This window comes from Chryseobacterium gleum, assembly GCF_900636535.1.
In the GTDB taxonomy this organism is placed as follows: domain Bacteria; phylum Bacteroidota; class Bacteroidia; order Flavobacteriales; family Weeksellaceae; genus Chryseobacterium; species Chryseobacterium gleum.
This window is the reverse complement of record NZ_LR134289.1, coordinates 2062346-2084748: the sequence shown is the minus strand read 5'-3', so window position 1 is coordinate 2084748 and position 22403 is coordinate 2062346. Positions and strand designations below refer to the sequence as shown.

At 37.7% G+C, this 22403-nt stretch carries 23 protein-coding genes; 14 read left to right on the top strand and 9 right to left on the bottom strand.

The window, feature by feature from the left end:
- Positions 1 to 18 precede the first annotated feature (18 nt).
- The 9 genes from EL165_RS09515 to EL165_RS09475 all read left to right on the top strand — a co-directional run bounded on the left by EL165_RS09515 (position 19) and on the right by EL165_RS09475 (position 8503).
- Entirely contained in the window at positions 19 to 738 is a 720-nt protein-coding gene (locus tag EL165_RS09515) for a pyridoxine 5'-phosphate synthase (RefSeq protein WP_002977589.1), read from the top strand.
- Positions 739 to 846: 108 nt separating this feature from the next.
- A complete protein-coding gene (locus EL165_RS09510) occupies positions 847 to 1626 on the top strand; it encodes an alpha/beta fold hydrolase (protein WP_002977590.1) in 780 nt (259 codons plus the stop codon).
- Between the two features lie 116 nt (positions 1627 to 1742).
- Complete coding sequence (locus EL165_RS09505; protein WP_002977591.1) at positions 1743 to 1979, top strand: microviridin/marinostatin family tricyclic proteinase inhibitor; 237 nt, start codon at positions 1743 to 1745, stop codon at positions 1977 to 1979.
- 50 nt (positions 1980 to 2029) lie between these two features.
- On the top strand, positions 2030 to 2254 hold the full coding sequence (locus EL165_RS09500) for a microviridin/marinostatin family tricyclic proteinase inhibitor (protein ID WP_002977592.1): 225 nt from the start codon (positions 2030 to 2032) through the stop codon (positions 2252 to 2254).
- Positions 2255 to 2327: 73 nt separating this feature from the next.
- Positions 2328 to 3284 carry an MvdC family ATP-grasp ribosomal peptide maturase gene (locus EL165_RS09495; protein WP_002977593.1) on the top strand — a complete coding sequence of 319 codons (957 nt, stop codon included), beginning with the start codon at positions 2328 to 2330 and terminating at the stop codon, positions 3282 to 3284.
- On the top strand, positions 3277 to 4281 hold the full coding sequence (locus EL165_RS09490) for an MvdD family ATP-grasp ribosomal peptide maturase (RefSeq protein ID WP_002977594.1): 1005 nt from the start codon (positions 3277 to 3279) through the stop codon (positions 4279 to 4281). Before EL165_RS09495 ends, EL165_RS09490 begins: the two co-directional genes overlap by 8 nt.
- Before the next feature lie 257 nt (positions 4282 to 4538).
- Positions 4539 to 5552 carry an NAD-dependent epimerase/dehydratase family protein gene (locus tag EL165_RS09485; RefSeq protein WP_002977595.1) on the top strand — a complete coding sequence of 338 codons (1014 nt, stop codon included), beginning with the start codon at positions 4539 to 4541 and terminating at the stop codon, positions 5550 to 5552.
- Positions 5549 to 7318, top strand: coding sequence for an AMP-dependent synthetase/ligase (locus EL165_RS09480; protein WP_002977596.1), 1770 nt, complete (start codon positions 5549 to 5551; stop codon positions 7316 to 7318). Before EL165_RS09485 ends, EL165_RS09480 begins: the two co-directional genes overlap by 4 nt.
- A gap of 126 nt (positions 7319 to 7444) precedes the next feature.
- Complete coding sequence (locus tag EL165_RS09475; RefSeq protein WP_002977597.1) at positions 7445 to 8503, top strand: diphosphomevalonate decarboxylase; 1059 nt, start codon at positions 7445 to 7447, stop codon at positions 8501 to 8503.
- 39 nt (positions 8504 to 8542) lie between these two features.
- Here EL165_RS09475 and EL165_RS09470 read toward each other — a convergent pair whose 3' ends face one another.
- Positions 8543 to 9625, bottom strand: coding sequence for an endonuclease/exonuclease/phosphatase family protein (locus EL165_RS09470; RefSeq protein WP_002977598.1), 1083 nt, complete (start codon positions 9623 to 9625; stop codon positions 8543 to 8545).
- Positions 9626 to 9732: 107 nt separating this feature from the next.
- On the opposite strand from EL165_RS09470, the gene EL165_RS09465 reads away from it, so the two are divergent.
- A complete protein-coding gene (locus EL165_RS09465; protein ID WP_002977599.1) occupies positions 9733 to 10173 on the top strand; it encodes a nuclear transport factor 2 family protein in 441 nt (146 codons plus the stop codon).
- A gap of 35 nt (positions 10174 to 10208) precedes the next feature.
- Positions 10209 to 10586 carry an SMU1112c/YaeR family gloxylase I-like metalloprotein gene (gene gloA2, locus EL165_RS09460; protein WP_002977600.1) on the top strand — a complete coding sequence of 126 codons (378 nt, stop codon included), beginning with the start codon at positions 10209 to 10211 and terminating at the stop codon, positions 10584 to 10586.
- Positions 10587 to 10590: 4 nt separating this feature from the next.
- Here gloA2 and EL165_RS09455 read toward each other — a convergent pair whose 3' ends face one another.
- Together EL165_RS09455 and EL165_RS09450 are read right to left on the bottom strand one after the other, a co-directional pair.
- On the bottom strand, positions 10591 to 10974 hold the full coding sequence (locus EL165_RS09455; RefSeq protein WP_002977601.1) for a DUF1634 domain-containing protein: 384 nt from the start codon (positions 10972 to 10974) through the stop codon (positions 10591 to 10593).
- On the bottom strand, positions 10974 to 11804 hold the full coding sequence (locus EL165_RS09450) for a sulfite exporter TauE/SafE family protein (protein ID WP_002977602.1): 831 nt from the start codon (positions 11802 to 11804) through the stop codon (positions 10974 to 10976). Before EL165_RS09450 ends, EL165_RS09455 begins: the two co-directional genes overlap by 1 nt.
- Before the next feature lie 85 nt (positions 11805 to 11889).
- Between EL165_RS09450 and EL165_RS09445 the strand changes: the two genes are divergently transcribed.
- Together EL165_RS09445 and EL165_RS09440 are read left to right on the top strand one after the other, a co-directional pair.
- A complete protein-coding gene (locus EL165_RS09445; RefSeq protein ID WP_002977603.1) occupies positions 11890 to 12453 on the top strand; it encodes a DUF1543 domain-containing protein in 564 nt (187 codons plus the stop codon).
- Positions 12454 to 12477: 24 nt separating this feature from the next.
- Positions 12478 to 13590 carry a 5-(carboxyamino)imidazole ribonucleotide synthase gene (locus EL165_RS09440; RefSeq protein ID WP_002977604.1) on the top strand — a complete coding sequence of 371 codons (1113 nt, stop codon included), beginning with the start codon at positions 12478 to 12480 and terminating at the stop codon, positions 13588 to 13590.
- A gap of 306 nt (positions 13591 to 13896) precedes the next feature.
- On the opposite strand, the gene EL165_RS09435 is transcribed toward EL165_RS09440, so the two are convergent.
- The 3 genes from EL165_RS09435 to EL165_RS09425 all read right to left on the bottom strand — a co-directional run bounded on the left by EL165_RS09435 (position 13897) and on the right by EL165_RS09425 (position 17631).
- Entirely contained in the window at positions 13897 to 16020 is a 2124-nt protein-coding gene (locus EL165_RS09435; protein ID WP_002977605.1) for a cation:proton antiporter, read from the bottom strand.
- An 8-nt stretch (positions 16021 to 16028) separates the two neighbouring features.
- Positions 16029 to 16592 (bottom strand): hypothetical protein, encoded by a 564-nt coding sequence (locus tag EL165_RS09430; RefSeq protein ID WP_002977606.1) that lies wholly within the window; start codon positions 16590 to 16592, stop codon positions 16029 to 16031.
- A 130-nt stretch (positions 16593 to 16722) separates the two neighbouring features.
- On the bottom strand, positions 16723 to 17631 hold the full coding sequence (locus tag EL165_RS09425; RefSeq protein ID WP_002977607.1) for a DMT family transporter: 909 nt from the start codon (positions 17629 to 17631) through the stop codon (positions 16723 to 16725).
- A gap of 228 nt (positions 17632 to 17859) precedes the next feature.
- Here EL165_RS09425 and purE point away from each other — a divergent pair, with 228 nt between their 5' ends.
- Positions 17860 to 18363, top strand: a complete 504-nt coding sequence (purE, locus tag EL165_RS09420) for a 5-(carboxyamino)imidazole ribonucleotide mutase (RefSeq protein ID WP_002977608.1) — start codon at positions 17860 to 17862, stop codon at positions 18361 to 18363.
- 51 nt (positions 18364 to 18414) lie between these two features.
- Here purE and EL165_RS09415 read toward each other — a convergent pair whose 3' ends face one another.
- The 3 genes from EL165_RS09415 to yiaA form a co-directional block, all read right to left on the bottom strand.
- Entirely contained in the window at positions 18415 to 19926 is a 1512-nt protein-coding gene (locus tag EL165_RS09415; protein WP_041461416.1) for a BspA family leucine-rich repeat surface protein, read from the bottom strand.
- 53 nt (positions 19927 to 19979) lie between these two features.
- Positions 19980 to 21539, bottom strand: coding sequence for a BspA family leucine-rich repeat surface protein (locus EL165_RS09410; RefSeq protein WP_002977611.1), 1560 nt, complete (start codon positions 21537 to 21539; stop codon positions 19980 to 19982).
- A gap of 330 nt (positions 21540 to 21869) precedes the next feature.
- A complete protein-coding gene (gene yiaA / locus EL165_RS09405; RefSeq protein ID WP_002977612.1) occupies positions 21870 to 22262 on the bottom strand; it encodes an inner membrane protein YiaA in 393 nt (130 codons plus the stop codon).
- Positions 22263 to 22403: the final 141 nt, after the last annotated feature.

Genomic DNA, 22403 nt, shown 5'->3' with positions numbered 1-22403 from the left:
TAATCTCTAAAAATAACAATGACAAAACTAAGCGTAAACATTAATAAAATTGCGACGTTAAGAAATGCAAGAGGAGGTGAAACCCCAAGTGTTACAGAAGCTGCTGTAAAAATTCAGGAATTCGGAGGGCAGGGAATTACCATCCATCCAAGACCTGATGAAAGACATATCACAAGAAAAGATGTTTATGATCTGAAGCCGTTGGTTGCCACCGAGTTCAATATTGAAGGAAATCCGCACAAGAGCTTTATCGATATGGTTTTGGACGTGAAGCCAGAGCAGGTAACCTTAGTTCCGGACGCTGATGATGCTATTACTTCCAATGCAGGATGGGATACAAAAAAACACCTTGATTATCTTACAGAAATTATTGCTGAATTTAAAAAAGCAGGAATCCGTACCTCTATTTTTCTGGATCCTTTACCGGAACTGGTGGAATATGCTGCAAAAACAGGAGCAGACAGAATAGAATTGTATACGGAAGCATACGCAAAAAATTATCTGACCAACAAGGAGCAAGCTATAAAACCTTATTATGATACAGCTGTTGAAGCTACTAATTTCGGATTGGGCATTAATGCCGGGCATGATCTGAGCCTGGAAAATCTGAAATACTTTGCTGACAACATTCCAAATCTTCTGGAAGTATCTATCGGACATGCTTTGGTTTCTGAAGCACTTTATATGGGATTGGAAAATACAGTTCAGGCTTACCTGAAGAGACTGGCTAAATGGTAATTAATAAGAGATTAGAAGTTAGTACAACTTCAATTATATTAAAAATAGCATAAACAGATTATGCATGATTTATCAAACTTCTGGTTTCTGACCTCTAACTTCTAAAATATGGAAATTTTAAACTCAAAAATATTCGGCGAAAATTTAACGACCACGCCGCTTCTGGTATTTCACGGATTATTCGGAATGCTTGACAACTGGGGAAGCTTTGGAAAAGATCTCGGAGAATACCTTCCGGTACATCTGATTGACCTTAGGAACCATGGCAGAAGCTTTCATTCAGACAGCATGTCTCATGATGACTTGGCTGATGATATTGCCCGTTATATGGATCATTACGGAATTCAGAAAGCCCATGTTCTGGGACATTCATTGGGAGGGAAAGCAGTCATGCAGTTTGCTATAAAATATCCTGAACGTGTTGAAAAATTGATTGTTGTAGATATCTCACCTAAAGCCTATCCTCCACACCATCAGGGAATTATCAAAGCCTTGGAAACTGTTGATTTCAATACGGTAACTTCAAGAAACGAGGTAGAAGCAGTTCTGAACCAATATATTCCTGAAAGGTCTACCGTACAGTTCTTAACGAAAAACCTGTATTGGGATGACAATAAAAAACTGGGCTGGAGATTTAATCTTAAAACCCTATCTGAAAAATATAATGAATTTGTATCCAATGCTGTTAAATTCGGAGTTTTTGAAGGAGATACATTGTTTATAGCCGGGGCAAAATCCAATTATATTCTGCCGCAGGATGAATATGGAATCAAGCAACAATTTCCTAAAGCTAAAATAGTTACAGTAAAAAATGCAGGACACTGGGTACAGGCTGAAAATCCTGTTGATTTTGCAAATGTTGTGAAGGAGTTTCTTGGTTTAGATTAAAATTTTACTCTTATTTTGGGTGTTATGTTAAAATTTTATTAAAAACTAATATTATTTCTCCATGAGTTGAAATTTTTGTACTTTGGATTTTCAAAAAACAATAAAAATATTAACTTATGGAAAACAAAAATTCAAAAAAGAAGCCATTTTTTGCTACATTCCTGGAAAAACAGGTTAAAGATCCTGAAACAGTAAAAGGAGGAGGTATTACTTCTGTGCTGGCAGATCAGATTACGACATCCCTTCAGGATCAGATCACTACTCCTCTTAAGGATAATGTTACCAAGCCTGATAATGATAATGTAACCATGAAATATCCTTCTGACGGTGATGAGGATGTTTTAGAAGTATGATAATATAGATAACATAAGCTAAATTATATTTAAACCAAAACTAAAACATTATGAAAAGCAACAACTCAAAGAAGAAGCCGTTTTTCGCATCATTCCTGGAAAAACAGGTGAAGGATCCTGAAACAGTAAAAGGCGGAGGTGATATAACACTTGCCGAAACAGATTTGATCACAAAGCCGACAGTAGACACGGTAACGTCTCCGAAAGATGATATGATGCAAACCATGAAATATCCATCTGACGGTGATGATGATGTAATCAACCTTCCACTGTAAGATCAGACAGAATATTAAATAAAATAGTAGGGAAACTTAAACATTAAGTTTCCCTTTTTAATAAAACCGGCAAATGATTCTCTGCATCACCCACTCACAGGATTTTTATAATATTGACATCTTTTTCGAATATCTGAGCTCCAAAAATATTCCTTATTTCAGATTGAATTCCGACCGACTGAACCATCTTCAGAAGATCAGCATCTGTGAAAACTCATTTGAACTGACAGATGAATCAGGAAATACAATTCATTCTGACGATATCAAAGGAGTATGGCACAGAAAAGCCTGGAGGATCAGTGCTCCTGAAGAGCTGGATCAGGATTATGAAAGGATTTTTCTCAACGAATATGGAAGCCTGAGGTATAATCTGATGACGGCCTTGGAACATGTTCCCTGGATCAACCCTTATGAAAACGAAAAGAAAGTAGACGGAAACAAGATATTTCAGCTGAAAACTGCACAAAGAAATAACTTAGCCATTCCCAAAACGATTTTCTCCAATGATGAAGAAAAAATAACGACATTTTTCCATCAGTACTGCCAGGGAAAAGCCATAGCCAAACTTCATGGAGTAACCTCGAAAACGATGTCAGGAGAAAATATGATTTCGACTACAGTTATTGAGGAAGAATCCCTTGAACACCTTTCTGATATTGCATACTGCCCGATGATTTTCCAGCCATATATTGACAAAGAATATGAGCTGAGAATTGTCTACGTGGACGGAGATTTCTTCACAGGAAAGATCAATAACAGTGAAAATGCAGACTGGAGGGTAGCTCGTGAAGGGTATTTCTGGTCAGCCTATGAACTTCCTGAGACTATAAAAGCCAGCCTTACTTCTATGATGAAAGAAATGGGGCTTTATCTAGGAGCCATCGATATGATCAAAGGAAGAGACGGAGCTTATTATTTTCTGGAAGTCAATCCCCAGGGAGAATGGGGAATGCTGCAGAAAGAGCTGGGATTTCCCATTGCAGAAAGAATTGCCGATAATCTTATCAAAAGAATCAATTTCCATGAATAAAATTTTAATTATAACCCATACCGCAGATAACTTTTCCATTGAAAAAGTTACAGAATACATTGAAAAAAATAACTGTGAAGTTATCCGCTTTGATGTTGATGTTTATCCTTTGCAAAATAAACTTTCCACCATTTTTCAGGATGGAGAATGGGTAAGTTTTCTCGAAACTCCTGAAGCAAAACACCGTCTGGATGATATTTCTGCCATCTGGTACCGGAGAGCTTACAATATCGGAAAAGGATTGAAAGAAGAAATGGACAGTAAATTTTACGGAGCCGCAATGGGGGAAATCCGCAACACCCTTTTTGGTTTCTTCGAATCCGTAGATGCTTACTCTTTAGGAAAGCCAAGTGTATACCGAAGATTAGACAGCAAGGAGGAACAATTGAAAATAGCAGATAAATTAGGATTGACGATTCCGGCAACCTGCCTTACCAACAACCCTGATGAAGCCAGAAAATTTATTCTGAAGCATCAGAATGTAGTAGCCAAAATGCAGACCGGTTTTGCTATCTATGAAGACGGTGTGGAAAACGTTGTGTTTACCAATGTTGTAAGCGAAGATAAACTGGAAGAGCTGGATTCACTGCTGTATTGCCCTATGCAGTTTCAGCAGATGATTCAAAAGAAAAAGGAACTTCGTATTACCATTGTGGGAAGAGACGTCTATGCATTTGAAATAGATTCCCAGCAGTCTGAAGATGCCAAAATAGACTGGAGAAAAGACGGTGTCAATCTCATCGATAAATGGAGCAGAACAGAACTTCCGGCAGATGTGGAAGCAAAACTGCTTGAACTTCTTGATGTTTACAATGTAGACTACGGAGCCATAGACATGATTGTTTCTCCCGAAGACGAATATTACTTCATTGAGATCAATGCTGCCGGAGAATTCTTCTGGCTGGATAATCTTACAGAAGGAAACCTTATTTCCAAAAGCATTGCAGACGTTTTGTGTGACAAGGCTCCAAGAAGAAATAATGAAGTAATGGCTTAAAAACAAAGCAATTTGTAATCATAGAAGTCCTGAAAGCTGTCAATTCTTTCAGGACTTTTACTTTTACTCTTCAGCTGTCGTTATATTTTTCCTGTTTATTGATTTCTGAATGATAATATTGGTTAAATTAAATTGAATTATGCTTTAAAAATCGCAAATTTGCAGAAGCAGTTTTTCTGAGGAGTTTTTACAGATCCGGAAGAATTGCCGGATAGAAAATATTGTTATATTTTAGTCAGCAATCAAGTAAATAATTAATGATTTTTGTAACGGGTGCTACCGGAATCCTGGGAAGAATAATTGTACTGGAACTTCTTAAAAGAGGGAAAAATGTACGGGCTTCCAAAAGACCGGGGAGCAATTTAAACGAAGTAAGGCATTCATACAGCTTTTATACGGAGAATCCTGATGATTTTTTTAATAAGATTGAATGGGTAAACGTAGATTTTGATGATCTCGACTCTTTGAAAACTGCGCTGCAGGGGGTAGATGAGGTGTATCATTGTGCCGCAAAAGTGAGTTTTCATCCCAAAGATGAAAAAGAAATGTACCATACCAACATCAAGGGTACAGAAAACCTGCTGTTTGCCTGTGAAGGATCAGACGTTAAAAAATTTCTTCACGTAAGTTCCGTTGCTGTTCTTGATAATTTTAATGAAAAAGGAGAATTAGATGAAGATTCTGACTTTAATCCAAAACTGGAACACTCTGCATACGCTATTTCAAAACATTTATCTGAAATGGAAGCCTGGAGAGCTTCAGCGGAAGGAATGAATGTCGTTATTATTAACCCCGGAATGATTGTAGGAAGCGGAAACTGGAACCAAAGCAGCGGAGAGCTTTTCTCTACCTTTGAAGACAATAGCTTTACCTTTTCAGGAGGTTCTGCTTACGTTGATGTAAGAGATGTAGCCAATACTGCAATCGGGCTCATGGAAAATAATCTTTTTGGAGAGCGGTTTATCATTGTTGCGGAAAATAACAGGTATGCCGACCTTGCCAGACAGATCAGAACCCGTCTTGGGCTTAAAGAAGCAAAAATTCTTACCCCAACTCAACTCAACATCGGAAGAATAGCGAACATCCTTTTCGGATGGCTGATTCCAAAACTTAGAATGGTGACCAAATCCAATATTGAAGCCATATCTTCATTCAACACCATTTCCAATCATAAAGTCAAAGAAAAGCTGAATTACCAGTTTATTCCCGTAAAAGAAAGTATAGACTTTCACCTGAATAATTATATTAACGACAAAAAGCTGAAGAAATGAATCTTGCAGAGGCAATTATCCTTAAAAATGTAGAAAAACATCCTATAAAAGCGGCTATCGGATTTAAAAAGAAAGATGCAGCCTGGAAAGAGCTGAGCTGGAAGAAATTCAGTGAGATTATTTTTAAAACAGCCAATGCTTTAAAAGAAGCCGGTGTTCAGGAAAATGACAGAGTCGCTATTTATTCAGACAATTCATCCGAATGGATGATTATGGATCTGGCCTCAATGGCTCTCGGAGCTATTACGGTACCTATTTATTCTACCAATAATGCAGAACAGGCAGAACATATCATCAACGATTCTGGTGCTAAAGTTGTTTTAGTAGGAAACCAGATGCAGTATGATGCCTGCCTGGAACTTTTACATAAAGAGGAAAACAATCTGGAAACGATTATTATTTCCAAAAAAGCAGTGTGGATCAAAAAAGAATTTAACAGCTTTTATCTGGAAGATTTTATAGCAAAAGCTTCACCAAAGCTGGAGATCTGTAAGAGGGAATATGATGATACTGCCACATTAATCTATACCTCCGGAACCACCGGAATTCCAAAAGGAGTAATGCTTACTCACGGAAATTTTATCAAAGCGTTCGATTCCCATTTTGAATTTTTTAAGTTTAAAAACTTTGAAGAAGAATTATCGCTGGCATTTTTACCGTTAAGCCATGTTTTTGAGAGAAGCTGGAGCTTACTTTGCTTATATGGCGGGGCGCGTGTTTACTTCCTTGAAGACCCTAAAAATGTAGCCAAAGCACTGGAAGAAGTAAAACCTACGGCGATGTGTGCGGTACCGAGATTTTTCCAGAAAGTATATGCCGGAGTCCTCGAAAAGGCGGAAGAAGGTTCATCTTTGAAAAAGAAAATCTTTGACTGGGCTCTTAAAACCGGATGGGAAACAGCCGAGCTGCGAAGAAATGAAAAACAGGTCCCTTTGGGATTAAAACTGAAAGAATCTGTTGCTGATATGCTGGTCTTCAGTAAAATTAAAGAAAAAATGGGCGGAAGACTTTGGTTTTTGCCATGTGGTGGCGCATCACTTTCGCCGGAAGTTACCCGTTTCTTTGAATCAGTAGGAATTCATGTTACTGTGGGCTATGGATTAACGGAAACTACCGCTACATTAACGCTGTTTCCTTTGACTCATTTTGAGCATGGCACCAGCGGCAAACCATTGCCAGGCGTAGAAATGCGTATCGGGGAAAATGATGAGATCCAGGCAAGAGGTAACGGAATCATGAAAGGATATTACAAAAAACCTGAAGAAACCCAGAAAGTGTTTACCGAAGACGGATGGTTCAAAACCGGTGATGCAGGGACATTTGATGATAAAGGAAACCTGATCATTACGGACAGAATCAAAGATCTTATGAAAACGTCCAACGGGAAATATATTGCTCCGCAACAGATTGAAAACCTCCTGACGAATAATAATTTCATTCAGCAGATCATGCTGATTGCAGAAGGAAGACAGTTTGTTTCAGCGTTGATCGTTCCGAACTTTGAGTTTTTACAGGATTATATCAAAAAGAATAATATTCCTTTTACCAATTGGGAAGATGCTGTGAAAAATGAAAAGGTAATAGATCTTTACAAGGAGAAAATTAAAGAATTACAAAGCCACCTGGCAGATTATGAAAAGGTGAAGAAATTTACCTTAATGCCGGCAGAATTTGATATCAATACAGGAGAAATAACCCCTACTTTGAAGGTCAAAAGAAATGTGGTAATTAAGAAATATGCAGATATTATAGAGAAGATGTATTAAAAATTTTAACCTCCTTTTTCACATCAATTACAATTGAAGACGTGGAAATTCCCCTCCCTTGGAGGGGTGGCGAAAATTCAAAGAATTTTTGACGGGGTGGTTTAAAATAATGACTTAAATTAAACTATGACGACACAAGAATTTATAGGAAAAGAAAATTTCACCATTCATACACAAACGGTTTCAGAGAGCTGCCCGTCTAATATTGCCCTGATTAAATACTGGGGAAAATATGCTGATCAGATTCCAGCCAACCCAAGTATCAGTTATACTTTAAATCATTGTAAAACCAATACTTCAATGGAATTTGTGGCTAATGAACCTTTTTCAGTACAAACCTTCCTTGCTGGAAACGAAGAGGTGAAATTTGCCGAAAAAATTGAAAAATATTTCAGAAATATAGAGCAATACCTTCCATGGATTTTAAAAGGTAAATATATCATCAGAACAGAAAATACATTTCCGCACAGCTCCGGGATTGCAAGCTCTGCTTCAGGATTTGGAGCGATAGCAAAATGTCTTATGGCTTTGGATGCTTCATTTACAGAAAAAACCTCTGAAGAAGAATCTTTGAGAAAAGCTTCATTTCTGGCAAGATTGGGAAGCGGAAGTGCATGCAGAAGCTTATACAACGGGCTTGTGGTATGGGGAGAAACGGATGAGGTAGAAGAAAGTTCTGATCTGTTCGGGGTGCAGTATCCGGATACTGAAATTCATGAAATTTTCAAAAACTTTAATGATTGGGTGCTGCTGATTCATGAAGGGCAAAAAAGTGTTTCTTCAACGGTAGGACACGGGCTGATGAAAACCAATCCTTATGCTGAAAGAAGATTTCAGGAAGCCAGGGAAAACTTTGTTCCTATGAAAGAAATCCTGAAAAACGGAGATATGGAGCGTTTTATCAAGCTGGTAGAACATGAAGCGCTTACACTGCATGCCATGATGATGATGAGTGATCCTGCTTTTATCCTGATGAAAACCGGAACGTTGGAAGTCATTAATAAAATCTGGGATTTCAGAAGAGAGACCGGATCCCCTTTATTCTTCACGTTGGATGCAGGAGCGAATGTTCATCTTCTGTTTCCAAACAACGGTTCTGAGGAACAGATCAAAGCATTCATAGAAGCTGAATTATTACAACACACTCAGAAGAATGGAGTAGTAAAGGATGTGATGAGATTTTAAAATAATAATAAAAAGTGAGTCTAAAGCTCACTTTTTTTATTAATCTTCAGTAACAACAGCTTCCCGGTCACCGTCTTCTTTTTTCCCTTCCTCGATCATGATTTCTGCTTCTGCTTTTTCTTCGGCAGTCGCTGTTTCAATCAGTTCCTCCTGCTCATCATTGTGATGATCTATGAAAAATTCGCAGTATACCGGAAGGTGGTCCGAACCGAAATTATCCAGGGTTTTCAGCTGTTTGATAAAGATATCTTCACTGTGAAACATCAGATCAATAGGAAATCTTAAAAGACGATATTTGGCGTGGAAGGTAGAAACAAAAGAATGTCCTACCCTTGGATCTATCAGATGACTGGTTTTTCTGAAAAGTACAGATGATCTTGACCACGCGACGTTATTGAAATCACCTGCCACAATAACAGGCTTTCTGATGTCTTTTATACGTTTGGCAGCACTTAGGAGATCGCCATCCCTTTCCTTCGATGTTTCCTCCTCTGTAGGACTCGGCGGTGGCGGATGTACACCGAAGAAAACAAAAGAAAATCCATCAGCTGTTTTCATGTGAATTTCAATGCTTGGAATATCATCAGCCACAAAATAATGAGTCTTTGCTTCTTTAATTTCAACTCTTGAATAGAAATGCATACCGTAGGTGTTTTCAAGAGTTACTTTATGCTGGTAAGGATATTCTTTTTCCAGTGATCTCATTGCTTTTTCCCAATCGCTGTTACTTTCCATTGTCATGAAAAAATCCGGATTATGCTTTTTAACAAGACTGAAGAATCTCTCATATTCTTTGTTGAACTGATAAACATTAGCCGAAATAAAATGCAGCTTGTCAGAAGACTTGTGAAGCTGTCTGTGTTTTTTTACAGGATACAGAGGAGTATACCTTACGAGAGTCCGGCTGTGATAGACAAACAAGGCCAATAAAAATCCCTGATAATACCATAGATGTTCTTTCGAATCGATGATCAGCCCAAAGAGAAAAGTGAAAAATATAAGATAGGTAACCTGTATTTTAGCAAATTCAGGAACCCGGAATATCCAGTGGGAGTGCTGAATGTTGGGCAGTACAGTCATGACCAGTAAAAGTATGGCCAGGGTCATATAAATAATCCACATATGAAACTATGAAATAATTTGGTTACAATTTAAGGAAAATGAATTTTAAAATTTATTGATCAATTTACATTTTATTTTATCTATTTTTATTCATCTAAATCTGTTCCATGAATAAAATAATTGTGTTTTTTCTTCTGATCAGTATTTCAGGCTTCGGTCAGCAGAATAAAGATATTGAAAAACCTATCCGTAACTTGTTTCTCGGCATGAAAAATGCAGATCCCGAGCTGGTAAAATCTGCCTTTACGGAAAATGCAGTCCTTCAAACCATAACGAAAGACGGTACTGTAAAAAGTGACAGTGTACAGGACTTCATTGCTTCAGTTTCAAAATTTCCCAAAGGCGATCTGGATGAAAGAATTATCATAGAAGCTGTTCATACAGACGAAGGCCTGGCGAGCGTATTTACTCCTTATTCCTTTTATTTAAAGGGAAAGTTATCACATTGCGGGGCTAATAGTTTTCAGCTGGTAAAGCAGAATAATGAGTGGAAAATTCAGTATATTATTGATACGAGAAGGAAAGATAGCTGTAAAGAAATACAATAATAAAGTTGAATTCAGAAATAATTTAAAAGTAAGAAATGAAAATCCATCATATTGCCATTATCTGTTCAGATTATGCTGTTTCAAAAAAGTTTTATACAGAAGTTTTAGATTTGAATATCATTCGCGAAGTATACCGTGAAGAAAGACAGTCTTATAAGCTTGATCTTGCCATCGGAGATCATTATGTGATTGAGCTGTTCTCTTTTCCCGATCCGCCACAGCGTCCGTCACGTCCTGAAGCATGCGGCTTAAGACATCTTGCTTTCTCCGTAGAAAATGTTACAGAAAAACGAAATGAATTGATAGAAAAAGGGCTTGCTTGTGAAGACATCCGTATAGACGAGTTCACCGGGAAAGAATTTTTCTTTACCCAGGATCCGGACCAGCTGCCTTTAGAGTTTTATGAACTGTAAAATTTTAGTGTGCGTAACCGGTAAGGAAACTCACCGCCATAATCGCTAAAACAATAGAGGAAATGACTACATAGACGTAGTCTTTTTCTTTTAAATAGCCTATCAGAGCGAAAACAATCCTCATCAGAGGAGTAATGATCAGTAAAAGAATACCCAGCTGAATGATGGCCATACCTTCTCCTTTGCACAGAGAATCCCAGAAATATCCCCATATCTTTTCAGAAGAAGTACCTACCACAAGACTGGTGTAATTTTCAGGCATTTTAAAACCTTCGAAGAACAGTTTGATAAAACCGATCAGTGATGTCGCCACAGATAGAATAACACCCAGTCTCAGAAGATTTCCTACGGAACGGTTCAGATCTACATCTGTAAAATTCTTTTTCATTATCTGAAACTTTTGTTGATACCGTTATACATCATATAAACCGAAAGAATGGTAATCACAATGGCAAAAAATACTTTTAATTTTTTCGTTTTTGATACCATCAGCGTCTTTGAACCGATGAAACTTCCGATGACCACACCAATCAGTACCGGAGCTACAATTACCGGAATAATTTCTCCTCTCTGAAAATAGATCAGTGCGCTGGCTACTGCCGTTACTCCGATCATGAAGTTACTGGTGGTTGTAGATACTTTGAAAGGCAGTTTCATCATATTATCCATTGCCAATACTTTCAATGCTCCGGAACCTATTCCTAAAAGTCCGGACATGGCACCAGCAAACATCATCATTAAAAATCCGGGAACTGTATTTCTTGCAGAATAGCTTTTCAATACGCCTTTATCCGGAAATGTTCCGTATAGTTTCAGCTTATCTTCAAGACTTCCTTTGATCAGTGGCTCCTGATGATCCGGTTTTCCTTTAAGATTTAAAATAACCGTTAAAAGAAGAATACTTGCGAAAATAATTCCGATGGTATTCGGATTAAGCATTCCCGAAACAAGGGCACCGATGATAGCTCCTGCTGTAGTGGCTATCTCGAGAAACATCCCGATTCTCATATTGGTAAAGCCCTCTTTCACGAAAGCTACAGCCGCACCGGAAGAAGTTCCGATCACAGAAATGAGCGAAGCACCGATAGCGTAATGCATTGGAACGCCGAAACCCAGCGTTAATAAAGGAATAATGATAACTCCTCCTCCTAAACCCGTAAGTGAACCTAAAAGACCAGCGGAAATTGCGCCAAGGAAGAGTATGATAATTTCTGACATACTACAAATAATGTTACAAATATAAAATTATTGTGCTTGTCTGCCAAACATTTGAAAAAGATAAATTTAACGTATTTTTGTATGCATGAAAAATCAATTGAAATTATTTTATGTCATTCTGGGGGCAACACCTCAAGGAAGAAATATTGAGCAGCACGATGTTTTCTTCGGAATTGCAGAGAATCTGAAAGACCTGGTTCCGGATATAAAAGCCTTTTGGAAGGAAGCTGATGGGAAAATTCACGTAGACTGTTACCAGGAAGTACAATTTGTTGACGGATATGAAGTGGAGATTGTGAATAAGGGAGAAAAGTCATCTGAAAATCAGCTGTTTTTTCTCAATTTAGGAGGGTACAAGCCTGGTTTCTTTGAAGAATTTCATGAGCAGCACTTAATGGTAGGACCATCCATGGGAGAAATCGTAAAAAGAGCAAAAGCTACCGAATTTTATCAGACGATGGGTTTTGAAGGAGCTGTAAGTCATATTGATGATAAGCATGGAGTAGATATCGACGATATTTTTAATGTGAGTGATATTCTTCCCGCCGATATGAAAGAAAAATATTCTATCATTCTTAAAAAATCTGATGTAGAAAATCAGAAGAACCCGATGGGACTTGGTTATTTAAAAATTGATAAGATCCAATAAGAATAAATCTAATAAAAATAAAAAATGAAAATAGGAATTCTGGGAGGCGGACAGCTGGGAAGAATGCTGATACAAAGTGCACTGAAGTATGATGATGAGTTTTATACTCTGGATCCTGCATCTGATGCGCCATGTCATAATATCTCGTATTTTACGCAGGGAAATTTCAATGACTATGACACGGTTCTGAACTTCGGAAAAGATAAAGATGTTGTAACCATTGAAATAGAACACGTAAATGCGGATGCACTGGCAGAACTTGAAAAGCAGGGAATAAGAGTGGTTCCTAATGCCAATATTATCAAAACCATTCAGCAAAAGATCCTTCAGAAAGAATTTTATAAAGCTCACAATATTCCAAGTCCGGAATTCCAGGTTGTGTGGAACAGTGATGAAAAGATCATCATGCCGTTGCCGTTCGTTCAGAAAATGAATACCGGCGGATATGACGGAAAAGGAGTTCAGGTTATCAGAACGGAAGAAGATTATCAGCATATCTGGACAGAAGCTTCAGTTATAGAAAGTCTTGTGGATATTGACAAAGAACTTTCTGTTATTGTTGCAAGAAACGAAAAAGGAGAAACCAATATTTTCCCTGTAACGGAAATGGTGGCAGACCCGAAACTGAATCTTTTGGACTTTAATGTATGTCCGGTACTTTTAACAGAGGATGTTCAGAACCAGATTGATGCTATTACGGAGAAATTCCTAAACGCAGTTAATTCTCCGGGATTATTTGCTATTGAATTATTCCTTGATAAAGAAGGAAAAGTATGGGTGAATGAAACAGCGCCAAGACTTCATAATTCAGGACATCAGAGCCAGGAAGGAAATACAAATTCCCAGTTTGAGCAGATGTACCGAGTGGTAAAAAATCTGCCCTTAGCTGATACCGATGCTATCACGTACAGCGGAATGCTGAATCTTGTAGGAGCAGAAGGATATGCCGGAAAAGTAGTCTATGAAGGAATAGAAGATGTTTTAAGACTGCCTGAAACCTATATCCATTTATATGGAAAAACAGAAACCAAACCGGGAAGAAAAATGGGACACATCAATGTCCTTGCAGATTCCAGAGAAGAGCTTATGGAAAAGCTTATACAGGTAAAAGGAATGGTAAGAGTGATTGCTGAGTAAATCATTTATAAAATATAAAAAGGAGCGGTTTTATCTTTAAAACTGCTCCTTTTGTTATTCAGGGTATTCAATAGAAACGGGCTTTATCCCGTTTATCAATAATTATAAATTCCATTGGCTTCAGCCAAAATCTAAATTAAGTTTCGGCTAAAGCCAAATGCATTCATGTTGTTTATATCGGGCTAAAGCCCGATCCTATTGATCTATTGATGAATGGAATTTTTTAATGATCTAATAAAAATGATTATTGGCAGAGAATAAACTTCCAACATCCCTCTTCCAGCTTCCATACTATTTAAATTTCTTTTATTTAAAAATCTTCTGAATCACATTTCCGATCTCCACAAAATCCCCATGATTCCCTACAGAACGTACCTCGGGACTGTTTTTGTCATATTCTGAGAAAGGGAAAATCAGCAGATAGTTATTATCGCTGAGGTTTCTGTTCAGAAGTTCCGGAATCAGTCTCATTCTTGGAATATAGGATTTCATACCGCGTTTCGCCATCAGAATAATCAGAGCTTCATCATCTTTAAGCTGTGCTGCGGTTTTTTCTCCGTCCTGCCAGGTGCTCATGATAATAAATTCTGCTTCTATATTGGCTTTCTTTATGATTTTCTGAAGAATATCAATAATATTTTCAGGTGCATAAAAAACAACCGTAGCTCCGGAGTTTCTGGCAATGTTCCATACTCTCAGCAATGCATGGAAGAATCCTGCTTCCTGATGGGCATTTTCCGGAATCATTACGGCATATTTCTTAATGGTGGAAAGAGGCTGTGCTGCATGGTATACCAATACATTCACATCATCATTCTGCAGATAACCGTTATAGAGATTGTAAACGAAAGAGGGAGAGAATCCTTTTTCATCTTCTAACCCAATGATCAGGTCTGTGATTTTCTGTTCTTTAATCACATTATTGACTCCATTGATCACATCATTGTCGTATCTTTTTAAAGCCTGTAATGTAACATCTGCTGCCGCAGCTGCATCAGCTGCCTGATGAAGCAGTTTTTCAGCATTTTTTACTGAAGATTCATTCTTATCTTCATTGATTACATTCAGGGCAAACAGGTCTTCTGTATTGGAATGTGCTTTGATCAGGATTCCCAGGTTCACCATTCTTTCAACTGTTGCTTCATGGTTAATGGCTAACAGGATATTTTCTTCTTCATGTGTATTTCCGGAAACGGTATCTTCATTATCACTTTCAGCAATTTTCTGGGCACTTGCCATCGAAATAAAGGAGGAAATGGTACATGATACAAGAATCAGGAGGATACTTCCATTCAGTACATGTTCATTCAGCAATCTTACAGGTTCTCCGGTTTCCGTTTCAGAAAGAATAATATTATATCCAACCATTACTGAAGCAAGGGTGGCAGCTGCAGAAGCGGAGCTTAATCCGAAGATCAGTTTTCCTTCCTCTTTAGTAAGCCTGAATGTTTTTTGAGTAGCAACAGCAGAAAGATATTTCCCTCCGATGGAAGCTACCAGCATAATAGCAGCCACTTCCAGCGTTTCCCAGCTTTTAAAGAACACTTTAAAATCAATCAGCATTCCTACACTGATCAGGAAGAATGGGATAAAGATGGCATTTCCTACAAACTCAACCCTGTTCATTAAAGAAGAGGTGTGAGGAATAAGTCTGTTTAGCGCCAAACCTGCAAAGAATGCCCCGATAATAGCCTCTACACCGGCCAGTTCAGCAAGCATGGCCGCGAGATAAATCATAACCAGTACAAAAATATATTGTGAGATTTTATCATCCACCCGTTTGAAGAACCAACGTCCTATGATAGGGAATACAATTAATACAATCAATGCAAAAACCACAAAAGACACAGATAATTTGACCCAAAATTCTGTTCCGACATCTCCCTGAGACATGCCCACAATTACGGCAAGTACCAGTAAGGCCAGAATATCTGTGATCATGGTGCCTCCGACAGTAATATTAACCGCTTTGTTTTTTGCAATTCCCAACTTGCTTACCAATGGATAGGCAATAAGAGTATGGGAAGAAAAGAGGCTGGCAAAAAGGATAGACGTCAGCATTGAAAAATGAAGAATATAATATCCTCCCAGATATCCTAATACAAAAGGAACTGTAAAAGTATAAATACCAAAAGTGAGACTTTTCCATTTGTTCTTTTTGAAGTCTCCCATATCAATTTCAAGTCCGGCCAGAAACATAATGTAAAGAAGTCCGGTAGTTCCGGTTACTACAATACTGCTGTCTCTTGACAATACGTTGAATCCGTTCGGGCCAATGATCGCACCGGCGATAATAAGTCCCAAAAGATGCGGAACTTTAATTTTATTAAGCAGCAGGGGAGCTGCAAGGATGATGACCAGTACCAAAAGAAATTTCAGCACCGGATCTTCTATGGGAAGACTCAGATTGTGTATACTCAGTAAAATCATAAGTGTTTTTATTTTGTGGAACGTACTAATTCAACAGAGAACTTGGCGGTGCAGCCATCAGAAGTGATGGTTCTTGTTCCTTTGATCTTGTTGTCCGAAATATCATTAAGAAGAACGTTCATTTCTACATTCTTTTTGGCTGTAGAATCTGTTTTGAAAGACAATCTTATTTCATTGTTTTCAAATTTGCCTGTATACAGCCTCACAAGATTATTGTTATTGATAATTTTGGTGACAGGCTGGGTAGGATCATTATCAAACTCCCATATATCGGTACGCTGATCACCCACAGCATATTCACTGCAGTTGGATTCCGTACAGATCACTTTTCCGTTCCATGGGCCGGAGATCTGGGCAGGCCATGCAGCAATTACTACAGAATCTTTTTTAGCAAAAATACTGTCTCTCATTTTCAGAAGTGACTGGTATTCGGATTCTTTCTTGGCAAAAAGCTTTTCTTTCTCTAATAATTGTTTTTCCCTGTCGGTCAGGTTCTTTTCTTTCTCTTTGTAATCACAGCTTACCAATAAAAAAGAGGCAGCCATCAATAAAAAAAATGTGTTTTTCAGCATATTGTATCGGTTGGAATATACAATATAGGAAAAATGAAGGAAATATGAAACCTATGACACGAAGCTCAGATTTTAATTGTATTTAATAAACTCAAAAACAGAAGAATAGAAAGCCTGATATTATTTTTTCTTACGACTCGATTCTTTGTTTTTTAAACATGGCTGGATTGTAATTAATCACAAAAACTCCTACGATAATCAGTATTGCTGCAATGATGAATTTAGCAGAAATTTTTTCATCAAGAATCAGCCAGCTTAAAAAAATAGAGATGATTGTATTGATATAAGCCAATATGGATACCTGAACGGGAGAAACTTTGGTAAGGGCGTAATGAAAGGCAAAAAATGCAGCTACAGAACCAAGACAGGATAAATACAGCATGGCAGAAATACTTTTCAGGCTCCAGTTCCCGAAATTATAATTTTCTGTAAAAAGAAATGCAAAAATGATTTGTACAATGCCTGCAAATGCAAACTGGTAAAAAAGGTTCAGTGAAATATTTCCGCTTTGAATATTAAGCTTTTTCGTGAAAATTGTTCCCGAAGCCCACCCGGCAATAGCAATAAATAAAAACAGAATACCAAGGGCATAATCCGGATTCTTAAGATCATTGATGCCGTCCCAGAATATGAACAGGATTCCGCTAAAACATAGTACAACTCCTGCAAAAGCCCGCCAGCTGAATTTCTGAAGTCCTAAAGCCATGCTTCCGAAAAACACCAGGATAGGAGAGCACGCACTTATCAGTGAGGTCAGGCTGCTGGTCACTTCTTCTTCAGCAACAGTTGTCATTCCGTTGGCAACCACAAGCATTAAAGTTGAAAAGATAAGCTGATATTTCAGGTTGTTCCATCCAATCCATTTAAACTCCTTTTTATAGGTAAGAATAAGAAACATGATTACAGCGGCAAGAGATTGACGTATTCCTGCTACAAACCATGCGGGAATAGTTTCTACCGCAACCCTTATCGATAAAAACGTAGTACCCCAGACAATAGCAACGGTACATACAGCCAGTGTAAGTTTATAATCTTTCAATTTAATGTGGTGTGACAGCAAATATATCTATTTTAAAAGGGATTATAATGGATACAGATGCGGTTATTTATAGGAGTACAGATGAAAAATTTACGCCAAAAAGATCATTATTAATTATTTAAATAGTAAAATGTGCATCTATTGAAAAAATAAATTGTTCCAGAAAAATTGTTGCCTTTTACCTTTACGTTTTAATTTTTTATCTTTGGACATCTAATAAAATTGAAGATGGTAGGAATTATTATGGGCAGTCAGAGTGATCTGCCGATCATGGAACAGGCTGCAAATTTTCTTAAAAGCCTTGATATCCCTTATGAACTAACGGTAGTTTCAGCGCACAGAACACCGGAAAGAATGTTCGATTATGCGAAAACAGCCCATGAGAGAGGTTTGAAAGTAATCATAGCGGGAGCAGGAGGCGCAGCTCACCTTCCGGGAATGGTAGCCAGCTGTACTACACTTCCGGTAATCGGGGTTCCGATCCTTTCCAGTAATTCTATAGACGGTTGGGATTCTGTATTGTCTATCCTTCAGATGCCCGGCGGAATACCGGTTGCTACCGTAGCTTTAAACGGCGCTTTGAATGCAGGAATTTTAGCCGCAAAAATTTTAGGAAGTGGTAATGAAGAAGTGGCGGCCAAACTTCAGAAATATCAGAATTCTTTAAAGGATAAAGTACTGGGAACAGTAGATGATATCAAAGCTCAGCATCCTAATCATTTTGATAAATAGTTTATTTTAAACTCAAAATAGAAGCCTCACTTTACAGCGAGGCTTTTTGTTTTACTTTTTAATGAATTTTAAAGAGATAGTCTGGTCTTTCAAAATGAGTTGTAAAATGTAATTTCCTTTCAAAAGAGGTCCTATATTGATCATATCTTTGTTTGGATTTCCTTCCTGCACAACCCTTCCGCCTGCATCATAAATTTTATAGCTCTTAATATCATTTAATCCTTCAATATGGATATCATCTGACGCGGGATTAGGATAAAGTGAAAATTTTTTTCTGACTTGTATGTCTGATGACGACAGCAGGCAGTTTCCTACAGTATCACCCGACATCGTCCATCCTTTATTGATAAGAATATTCCTTTTGTCTGCCGCATTTGAAGCGTATTTCAGAGGTGCTGTAATATCTAAATCGACGTTATTTGCAGTGTTAGGATTGTCTGCCCACCCTGCCAGTGTTTTACTGAAATTTTCACAATCCATTCCTGTCTGCATAAAAGCTTGGGCTCCGTTATTAACGCTGGCAAGATTCCAGCTTGCAAGGGATTGATTAAAATTCGGAGTTTCCTTAAGAATCTGGTCTATTCTCGTAACCTTGGTCATGTCCCAATTTTCCAGGGAATGATTAAAGGCTGTGCAGCCATGAATAGCATGGGCCATATTGGTAATTTTAGAAGTGTTCCAATGGTCTAAAGATTGATTGAAAGCGGAATCAAAATGGAACATAAAACGAATGTCTTCAAGGCTTGAAGTATCCCAGTTATTCATAGGCTGATTATAGCTTGGGCAAAGAGCAAACATCCATTTCATATCAGTTACATTCGAAACGTTCCAGTTGTTTAAAGTCTGGTTAAAGAGTCCTCTTCCCGCAAACATAAAACTGAGATCAGTTGCAGAGGACATATCCCAACTATTAAAGTAGGGAGGATTAAACTGATCAGGAAGTGAGCTAATAATGGTGTCAGAAATAAGAGCAAACATAAATCTGAAATTCTTAATCTTAGAAGTATCCCAGTTTTGCATGGAACTTGCGCCTGTAAAGCTTTTTGTACCATAAAACATGTAAGAAGCATCCTCAACATTACTTAGGTTGGGAATGTCTGTAGCAGTGATCTGAACAAGTTTACATTGACTGAAGGCATTGTTCATTGATGTCCAGACAATATTTCCCCATTGTTCTATTTCCAGTATTTTATCAGCGCTTCCGTTGACCTGCCAGATAGGGAAGATCTGATCAGGAAGCTGTGTCTCCTGTACTTCTCCAAATTTTATTTGTTGAAAAACGCCATTTCCGTTACTTACTTTTACTCTGTATTTTGCAGCATCCTTATCTCCGTATGACATCCCGAAATCAATAAAAACCTGCTTTGTGGAAGTTACACCAACAAGGCTTCCATTATGCTGGGGAAAATCTACTTCTTCCCAGTAAATGTCATAGTTTTCGCCAATTCCGGGAAACCATATTTGTTGATCACCAGCCTGATAAGGAGCACTTACTGTAATGGGCTGTGTTACAGTAGAAGCTGGCTTCCAGATGGTGATAAATTCATTCTGGGCTTTTATCATGCATACCATCAAAATTAAAAAGACTGGCAAAAATTTTTTCCGTATCATATTGGTTATTTCTTAATTAATTTTGAAGAAAATGTTTTTTCTTTCGTGATAAGCTGTATGATGTAATTTCCTTTGGGTAAAGCGCTTACATTGATTATATCATTGTTAGGATTTCCTTCCTTTACGAGTCTTCCGCTTGCCTCATAAATTTTGTAATTTTTAATATCACTTAGCCCTTCAATATGGATATCATCTGCTGCAGGATTAGGATAAAGCGAAGGTTTTTTATTCAGCTTTACATCTGATGAGGACAATAAACAGTTTCCAACAGTATCACCAGTAAATGACCACCCTTTATTGATGAGAATACTTCTTTTGTCTGACACATTGGAAGCATATTTTAATACTGTTAAAGGACCTAATGAGATATTGTTCGCCGTATTGGGATTATCTGCCCATCCCACGAGTGTTTTACTGTAATTTTCGCAATTAAGTCCTGATAATGTTAGAGAACCGGTACCATTGGTAAGAGAGGCCAAATTCCAGTTTCCTAATGGCTGATTGTAGCTTGTTGCACCATTCAGTATATGATCAATTCTCTCTACTTTAGTCATGTCCCAATTTTCTAAAGACTGATTAAAGGATGTACAACCATGAAATATATGAGCCATATTGGTAACTTTGGAAGTGTTCCAGTTTACCGGCTGATTGAAGACAGGAATCATATGAAGCATGAAGTGCATATCTTCAAGGTTTGAGGTATTCCAGTTATCCAGACGCTGATTGAAGCTTAAACATTGGCCAAACATCCAGCTCATATCAGTTACTTTTGATACATCCCAGCTGTTGAGAGTCTGGTTAAAATGAGTTCTGTTTGAAAACATATAGCTAAGATTTGTGGCAGATGACATATTCCAGCTGTCAAGATAAGGTGGGTTGAATTGCTCTGTCAGCCCAGATGGCAATGGTGTATCAAATAAAAGTGAAAACATAAAACTGAAATTCCGGATCTTCGAAGTATCCCAGTTTTGCATAGAGCTTGCACCTTTAAAATTGGTAGTACCATAAAACATAAAAGAAGCATCCTCCACATTATTAAGGTTTGGAGTATCTGTGGCAGTAAGCTCCATAAGCTTGCATAGACTGAAGGCGCAGTTCATAGTAGTCCATGAAATATTACCCCACTGTTCTATTTCTAGTAATTTATCTGTACTTCCATTGATCTGCCAAATAGGGATCAGTTGCTCGGGACCGGGAAGTAGCTGGACCGTTCCGAATGTGATTTGTCTGAATGTACCGCTGCCATTGCTCACTTTTACCCTGTATTTTGCATCGGACCCAGCTGATAAGGAAGTACCAAAATCAATAAAAACCTGCTTTGTAGAAGTGACATTGGTAAAAGTTCCGTTGTGCTGGGGATATCCTACTTCCTCCCAGTAAATATCATAATTTTCACCAATTCCAGGAAACCATATCTGCTGAGAATTTGCCTGATAGGGAGCATCTACATTTACTGGTGGTAAAACAGTAGAACCCGGTTTCCAGATGGTGATGAATTCATTCTGGGCTTTCACCAGGAAGACCAGCATTAAAAAAAAGAATGTTGGAAATTTTTTTAAGGTCATGTTTAACGTTTTATAGGTATTAGTTTTGTCTTTGCTTACTGTTTAATAAATAGGCGAGGGTAGATCTTATTATTCATTAAACCTGTTAGAGAATGAATGTGGAATTATCAGCACTTTCCTATATGATTGTACCGGAGATTTTTTACAATGAAATAATAATGCAGGGAGAGAAAAGGTAAAAGTTTTGTACATGTCATTAGTTTGTGAAATAAGCAAAGCTAAAATACGAAAAAATCAATATATTTTTAATTTAAATATGAGATTTATAGAATATTGTATTTTTTAGTAAAGTTGTATAATGAAAAAACTCTCCGGATTGGAGAGTTTGTTTTATTCCTGAATCATGTTGTCCCGGGTGTTTTTCTGAACGGCTATGGCTCCGAAAAGAGCGAGCAAAAAGGCAAAGGCATAAAAACCCTTTTCACTTGGAAGGATGGTGGCATTCCAAAGCCCTATTGCCAGTAAGACAATAGATGATAATGTAGCAAACCAGCAGATTCCGTAATAAATATCCGTAACCTGAATATTTTCTAATCGGTCCCTTACGGCTTTCTGCAAAGAAACAACAGCAAATAAGCCATAAAGCAGGATGGTGAAATAATATCCTTTCTCATTCAGCTGCATTTCAGCTCTTGCAAGACCGACAATGAAACCGATCATTCCTGCTCCCAATGCTACCCATGATGCAGCAACAAATGCATTCGACACTCTTTGTTTTTTCATAGTTTAATGTTTTATTTTAAGAGGGCTAAGATATTCATTTTTTATAAATACAGCTCTAATAGAGGGAAAATATAGGGGAAAACCGGGATAACTGCATGAAGCAGGTTTATGTTTTGACTAAAGCCAATTTTATCTCCTAAC

Coding starts and splice junctions, on each gene's coding strand:
- EL165_RS09515 (WP_002977589.1), top strand. CDS start 19: ATGACAAAACTAAGCGTAAACATTAATAAAATTGCGACGTTAAGAAAT.
- EL165_RS09510 (WP_002977590.1), top strand. CDS start 847: ATGGAAATTTTAAACTCAAAAATATTCGGCGAAAATTTAACGACCACG.
- EL165_RS09505 (WP_002977591.1), top strand. CDS start 1,743: ATGGAAAACAAAAATTCAAAAAAGAAGCCATTTTTTGCTACATTCCTG.
- EL165_RS09500 (WP_002977592.1), top strand. CDS start 2,030: ATGAAAAGCAACAACTCAAAGAAGAAGCCGTTTTTCGCATCATTCCTG.
- EL165_RS09495 (WP_002977593.1), top strand. CDS start 2,328: ATGATTCTCTGCATCACCCACTCACAGGATTTTTATAATATTGACATC.
- EL165_RS09490 (WP_002977594.1), top strand. CDS start 3,277: ATGAATAAAATTTTAATTATAACCCATACCGCAGATAACTTTTCCATT.
- EL165_RS09485 (WP_002977595.1), top strand. CDS start 4,539: ATGATTTTTGTAACGGGTGCTACCGGAATCCTGGGAAGAATAATTGTA.
- EL165_RS09480 (WP_002977596.1), top strand. CDS start 5,549: ATGAATCTTGCAGAGGCAATTATCCTTAAAAATGTAGAAAAACATCCT.
- EL165_RS09475 (WP_002977597.1), top strand. CDS start 7,445: ATGACGACACAAGAATTTATAGGAAAAGAAAATTTCACCATTCATACA.
- EL165_RS09470 (WP_002977598.1), bottom strand. CDS start 9,625: ATGTGGATTATTTATATGACCCTGGCCATACTTTTACTGGTCATGACT.
- EL165_RS09465 (WP_002977599.1), top strand. CDS start 9,733: ATGAATAAAATAATTGTGTTTTTTCTTCTGATCAGTATTTCAGGCTTC.
- gloA2 (WP_002977600.1), top strand. CDS start 10,209: ATGAAAATCCATCATATTGCCATTATCTGTTCAGATTATGCTGTTTCA.
- EL165_RS09455 (WP_002977601.1), bottom strand. CDS start 10,974: ATGAAAAAGAATTTTACAGATGTAGATCTGAACCGTTCCGTAGGAAAT.
- EL165_RS09450 (WP_002977602.1), bottom strand. CDS start 11,804: ATGTCAGAAATTATCATACTCTTCCTTGGCGCAATTTCCGCTGGTCTT.
- EL165_RS09445 (WP_002977603.1), top strand. CDS start 11,890: ATGAAAAATCAATTGAAATTATTTTATGTCATTCTGGGGGCAACACCT.
- EL165_RS09440 (WP_002977604.1), top strand. CDS start 12,478: ATGAAAATAGGAATTCTGGGAGGCGGACAGCTGGGAAGAATGCTGATA.
- EL165_RS09435 (WP_002977605.1), bottom strand. CDS start 16,020: ATGATTTTACTGAGTATACACAATCTGAGTCTTCCCATAGAAGATCCG.
- EL165_RS09430 (WP_002977606.1), bottom strand. CDS start 16,592: ATGCTGAAAAACACATTTTTTTTATTGATGGCTGCCTCTTTTTTATTG.
- purE (WP_002977608.1), top strand. CDS start 17,860: ATGGTAGGAATTATTATGGGCAGTCAGAGTGATCTGCCGATCATGGAA.
- EL165_RS09415 (WP_041461416.1), bottom strand. CDS start 19,926: ATGATAAAAGCCCAGAATGAATTTATCACCATCTGGAAGCCAGCTTCT.
- EL165_RS09410 (WP_002977611.1), bottom strand. CDS start 21,539: ATGACCTTAAAAAAATTTCCAACATTCTTTTTTTTAATGCTGGTCTTC.
- yiaA (WP_002977612.1), bottom strand. CDS start 22,262: ATGAAAAAACAAAGAGTGTCGAATGCATTTGTTGCTGCATCATGGGTA.